The organism is Escherichia sp. MOD1-EC6300, from assembly GCF_002965045.1.
GTDB classification, from domain to species: domain Bacteria; phylum Pseudomonadota; class Gammaproteobacteria; order Enterobacterales; family Enterobacteriaceae; genus Escherichia; species Escherichia coli_F.
Genome location: NZ_PTRH01000019.1, coordinates 70,542 through 76,764 on the forward strand (window position 1 = coordinate 70,542; position 6,223 = coordinate 76,764).

Annotated in this window: 3 protein-coding genes; all 3 read left to right on the plus strand. The window is 45.5% G+C overall.

The window, feature by feature from the left end; all coding sequences use genetic code 11:
* Positions 1 to 3: 3 nt before the first annotated feature.
* Positions 4 to 2,376 (plus strand): TonB-dependent receptor plug domain-containing protein, encoded by a 2,373-nt coding sequence (locus BGE37_RS21550; protein ID WP_088542358.1) that lies wholly within the window; start codon positions 4 to 6, stop codon positions 2,374 to 2,376.
* A gap of 56 nt (positions 2,377 to 2,432) precedes the next feature.
* A complete protein-coding gene (locus tag BGE37_RS21555) occupies positions 2,433 to 5,216 on the plus strand; it encodes a M16 family metallopeptidase (protein WP_170881797.1) in 2,784 nt (927 codons plus the stop codon).
* 360 nt (positions 5,217 to 5,576) lie between these two features.
* Positions 5,577 to 6,223 (plus strand): pyridoxal-dependent decarboxylase (locus BGE37_RS21560; protein ID WP_236943080.1); only part of this gene is annotated, 647 nt, incomplete at its 3' end.

Genomic DNA, 6,223 nt, shown 5'->3' on the forward strand with positions numbered 1-6,223 from the left:
TAAATGAAGCGAGTTCTTATTCCTGGCGTCATTTTATGTGGCGCTGATGTAGCGCAGGCCGTCGATGACAAAAATATGTACATGCATGTTTTTGAAGAGATGACGGTCTATGCTCCTGTCCCTGTACCCGTAAACGGCAACACGCATTACACCAGTGAAAGCATCGAGCGTTTACCGACCGGGAATGGCAATATCAGCGATCTGCTGAGAACCAACCCTGCGGTACGCATGGATTCAACGCAAAGTACCTCATTGAACCAGGGAGATATTCGCCCGGAGAAAATCTCTATTCACGGTGCGTCGCCCTACCAGAATGCCTATTTGATTGACGGTATTAGTGCAACGAATAACCTGAACCCAGCGAATGAGTCCGATGCCAGTAGTGCAACCAATATTAGCGGGATGTCACAGGGGTATTATCTTGATGTCAGCTTACTGGACAATGTGACGCTTTATGACAGTTTTGTGCCGGTTGAATTTGGCCGCTTCAATGGCGGGGTAATTGATGCAAAGATCAAACGCTTCAACGCTGATGATAGCAGCGTGAAACTGGGTTATCGCACTACGCGTTCGGACTGGTTAACATCGCATATCGATGAGAATAACAAGAGCGCATTTAATCAAGGTTCTTCAGGAAGTACTTATTACTCTCCAGATTTTAAAAAGAACTTTTATACCTTGTCGTTTAATCAGGAACTCGCTGATAACTTTGGCGTTACCGCCGGTTTATCGCGCCGCCAGTCTGATATCATCCGCGCGGATTATGTTTCGAATGACGGCATTGTCGCCGGCAGGGCACAGTATAAAAACGTTATCGATACTGCATTGAGCAAATTTACCTGGTTTGCCAGCGACCGCTTTACCCACGATTTAACCTTAAAATATACCGGCTCCAGCCGTGATTATAATACCAGCACCTTCCCGGAGTCTGATCGCGAAATGGGTAATAAATCCTATGGTCTGGCATGGGATATGGATACCCAGCTCGCATGGGCCAAACTGCGTACCACCGTTGGTTGGGATCATATTAGTGATTATACCCGTCACGATCATGACATCTGGTACACCGAACTTTCATGTACATATGGTGATATTTCAGGGCGTTGCACCCGTGGCGGATTAGGACACATTTCCCAGGCTGTAGATAATTACACCTTCAAAACACGCCTTGACTGGCAAAAATTCGCCGTGGGTAATGTTTCGCATCAACCCTACTTCGGCGCGGAATACATCTATTCCGATGCATGGACTGAACGCCATAACCAGTCTGAATCCTATGTGATTAATGCTGCCGGAAAGAAAACTAACCATACCATTTACCATAAAGGTAAAGGCAGCCTGGGAATAGACAATTACACGCTGTATATGGCGGATCGCATTAACTGGCGTAATGTGTCGTTAATGCCCGGCGTGCGGTATGACTATGACAACTATCTGTCAAACCACAATATCTCCCCGCGCTTTATGACGGAATGGGATATTTTTGCTGATCAAACCTCAATGATTACCGCCGGTTATAACCGTTACTATGGCGGGAATATTCTTGATATGGGATTACGTGATATCCGCAATAGCTGGACGGAATCGGTATCAGGCAATAAAACCCTGACACGTTATCAGGATTTGAAAACGCCTTATAACAATGAACTGGCAATGGGATTGCAGCAAAAAATCGGTAAAAATGTTATTGCGCGCGCAAACTATGTTTACCGTGAAGCGCATGATCAAATCAGCAAAAGCAGTCGTACCGACAGCGCGACTAAAACCACCATTACTGAATATAACAACGACGGTAAAACCAAAACGCATTCGTTCAACCTCAGTTTTGAACTGGCCGAACCCCTGCATATCAGCCAGGTAGATATTAACCCGCAAGTTGTCTTTAGCTATATCAAGAGCAAGGGCAACTTATCGTTGAACAATGGTTATGAGGAGAGCAATACCGGTGATAACCAGGTGGTCTATAACGGTAATCTGGTTTCTTACGATAGCGTTCCGGTGGCAGATTTTAATAATCCATTAAAGATCTCCTTAAACATGGATTTCACACATCAACCGAGCGGATTGGTGTGGGCGAATACGCTGGCCTGGCAAGAAGCGCGTAAAGCTCGCATTATCCTCGGTAAAACGAATGCGCAATACATTAGCGAATATTCAGATTACAAACAGTATGTTGATGAAAAACTGGATAGCAGCCTGACCTGGGACACCCGCTTGTCCTGGACGCCACAATTTCTGAAACAACAAAACCTGACGATCAGTGCCGATATTCTCAATGTACTGGATAGCAAAACCGCTGTTGATACAACGAATACCGGCGTGGCGACCTACGCCAGTGGCCGTACTTTCTGGCTTGATGTCAGCATGAAATTTTAATAGTTCGGATTTTACTTAACCGGGTAAATTCGCCCGGTTTTCGCATGGAGATAATTATGAGAAACCTCTGTTTCTTACTGACGTTAGTGGCAACTCTGTTGCTCCCCGGGCGACTGATTGCCGCCGCCTTACCGCAGGATGAAAAGTTAATTACCGGGCAACTGGACAATGGCTTGCGATACATGATTTATCCGCATGCTCAACCAAAGGATCAGGTAAATTTATGGCTGCAAATTCATACCGGTTCATTGCAGGAAGAAGACAATGAGCGCGGTGTGGCTCATTTTGTAGAACATATGATGTTTAACGGCACAAAAACATGGCCGGGTAATAAAGTCATCGAAACATTTGAGTCAATGGGCCTGCGTTTTGGTCGCGATGTTAATGCCTATACCAGCTATGACGAAACGGTGTACCAAGTAAGTTTGCCGACTACGCAGAAACAAAATCTGAAACAAGTGATGGCAATCTTCAGTGAATGGAGTAATGCCGCAACCTTTGAGAAACTTGAAGTAGACGCTGAACGCGGCGTAATTACTGAGGAATGGCGTGCATATCAGGATGCGAAATGGCGTACATCTCAGGCGCGCCGCCCTTTTCTTTTGGCAAATACACGTAATTTAGACCGTGAACCTATCGGCCTGATGGATACTGTTGCCACAGTCACACCGGCACAATTGCGCCAGTTTTATCAACGCTGGTATCAACCCAATAATATGACCTTTATTGTGGTCGGCGATATCGACAGTAAAGAAGCGCTGGCGCTGATAAAGGATAATTTAAGTAAGCTCCCGGCTAATAAAGCAGCTGAGAATCGCGTCTGGCCGACAAAAGCAGAAAACAATCTACGCTTTAATATTATTAATGATAAAGAAAACCGGGTGAACGGCATTGCACTCTATTATCGCCTGCCACTGGTACAAGTAAACGATGAGCAAAGCTTTATCGAACAAGCGGAATGGAGCATGTTGGTTCAGCTGTTCAATCAACGTCTGCAGGAACGTATACAGTCGGGCGAATTGAAGACTATTTCTGGTGGCACTGCGCGCAGCGTTAAAATTGCACCCGATTATCAGTCGCTGTTTTTCCGTGTAAATGCACGTGACAATAATATGCAGGATGCTGCGAATGCATTAATGGCAGAGTTGGCAACCCTCGATCAACATGGTTTTTCTGCTGAAGAACTCGACGATGTTAAAACTACCCGCCTAACCTGGCTGAAAAATGCGGTTGATCAGCAAGCTGAACGCGATTTACGTATGCTGACCAGTCGCCTGGCGTCCAGCTCGTTAAATAATACGCCGTTCTTGTCGCCGGAAGAGACATACCAACTTTCGAAACGTCTGTGGTCGCAAATTACCGTGCAAAGTCTGGCGGAAAAATGGCAGCAGCTAAGAAAGAACCAGGACGCATTTTGGGAGCAAATGGTAAACAATGAAGTTGCCGCCAAAAAAGCATTGTCTCCTGCGGCTATCCTGGCGCTGGAAAAAGAGTACGCCAACAAAAAGCTGGCGGCTTACATCTTCCCAGGCAGAAATTTATCGTTAACAGTAGACGCTGACCCACAGGCGGAAATTAGCAGTAAAGAAACGCTGGCTGAGAATCTGACATCATTAACACTTTCTAATGGTGCCAGGGTTATTCTGGCAAAATCAGCGGGTGAAGAGCAAAAGCTACAAATTATTGCCGTATCTAATAAAGGTGATTTAAGTTTCCCTGCGGAGCAAAAATCACTTATCTCGCTGGCAAATAAAGCGGTGAGTGGCAGCGGCGTTGGTGATCTCTCCTCTTCCAGCCTGAAACGCTGGAGTGCGGAAAACTCGGTAACCATGAGCAGCAAAGTCAGTGGGCTGAATACGTTGCTCTCCGTGAGCGCGCGGGCTAATAATCCTGAACCTGGTTTCCAGTTGATTAACCAGCGAATCACTCACAGCACGATTAATGACAATATTTGGGCATCGCTACAAAATGCTCAAATTCAGGCGTTGAAAACGCTCGACCAGCGTCCAGCAGAGAAATTCGCCCAGCAGATGTATGAGAAGCGCTATGCTGATGACCGTACGAAATTACTGCAAGAAAAACAGATTGCACAATTTACTGCCGCAGACGCGCTGGCAGCCGATCGCCAGTTATTTTCATCTCCAGCGGATATCACGTTTGTCGTTGTCGGTAATGTCGCAGAAGACAAACTTCTGCCGTTAATTACGCGTTACTTAGGATCAATAAAACACTCTGATTCGCCATTAGCCGCAGGTAAACCATTAACTCGCGCGACGGACAACGCATCGATTACTGTAGAAGAACAAAATGAACCTGTGGCACAGGTTTCACTGTGGAATCGTTATGATTCCCGGACACCTATTAATCTGGCGACACGTATGGCGCTGGATGCCTTTAACGTTGCCCTGGCTAAAGATCTGCGCATTAATATTCGTGAACAGGCATCTGGGGCATACAGCGTTTCTTCTCGCCTCTCGGTTGATCCTCAGGCCAAAGATATCACCCATTTGCTGGCTTTTACTTGTCAACCAGAACGGCATGAAGAACTGTTAGCGTTAGCGAATGAAGTGATGGTTAAGCGTCTGGCTAAAGGGATCAGTAAGCAAGAACTGAACGAATACCAGCAAAACGTTCAGCGCAGCCTCGATATCCAACAGCGTAGCGTTCAACAATTAGCGAACACCATTGTAAATAGTCTTATTCAATATGACGATCCTGCCGCATGGACTGCGCAGGAGCAATTATTGAAACAAATGACGGTAGATAATGTTAACACTACGGTTAAACAATATCTTTCTCATCCGGTGAATACCTTTACCGGAGTATTACTACCAAAATAATGACGTCCCCCGTCAACATATCGTTGGCGGGGGTTTTAGCAACAGACGTTATTTTATATAATAATTTTATGAATGCGTTCAAAATAACAACCGAGTACTAATAATGATATTTTAAGGGCTAATTTTTATGTGATAATTCACCAGAGTTAGAAAGCGCGTCAAAATAATGACATACAACACCACACTACAATCCATAACACCCTACGCTATTGTTTTTTAACGTAAATATATTTTTCCCATAATATCTCACGATAAATAACATTAGGATTTTGTTATTTAAACACAAGACCTTTGCACTTGCTTACTTTATCGATAAATCCTACTTTTTTAATGCGATCCAATCATTTTAAGGAGTTTAAAATGGATAAGAAGCAAGTAACGGATTTAAGGTCGGAATTACTCGATTCACGTTTTGGCGCTAAGTCTATTTCCACTATTGCAGAATCAAAACGATTTCCGCTGCACGAAATGCGCGATGATGTCGCATTCCAGATTATCAATGATGAGTTATATCTTGATGGCAACGCTCGTCAGAATCTGGCAACGTTCTGCCAGACCTGGGACGACGAAAATGTCCACAAGTTGATGGATTTATCCATTAACAAAAACTGGATCGACAAAGAAGAATATCCGCAATCTGCAGCCATCGACCTGCGTTGCGTAAACATGGTTGCCGATCTGTGGCATGCGCCTGCGCCGAAAAATGGTCAGGCCGTTGGCACCAACACCATTGGTTCTTCCGAGGCCTGTATGCTCGGCGGGATGGCGATGAAATGGCGTTGGCGCAAGCGTATGGAAGCCGCAGGTAAGCCGACTAACAAACCAAACCTGGTGTGCGGTCCGGTACAAATCTGCTGGCATAAATTCGCCCGCTACTGGGATGTGGAGCTGCGTGAGATCCCTATGCGCCCCGGTCAGTTGTTTATGGACCCGAAACGCATGATTGAAGCCTGCGACGAAAACACCATCGGCGTGGTGCCGACTTTCGGCGTGACCTACACCGGTAA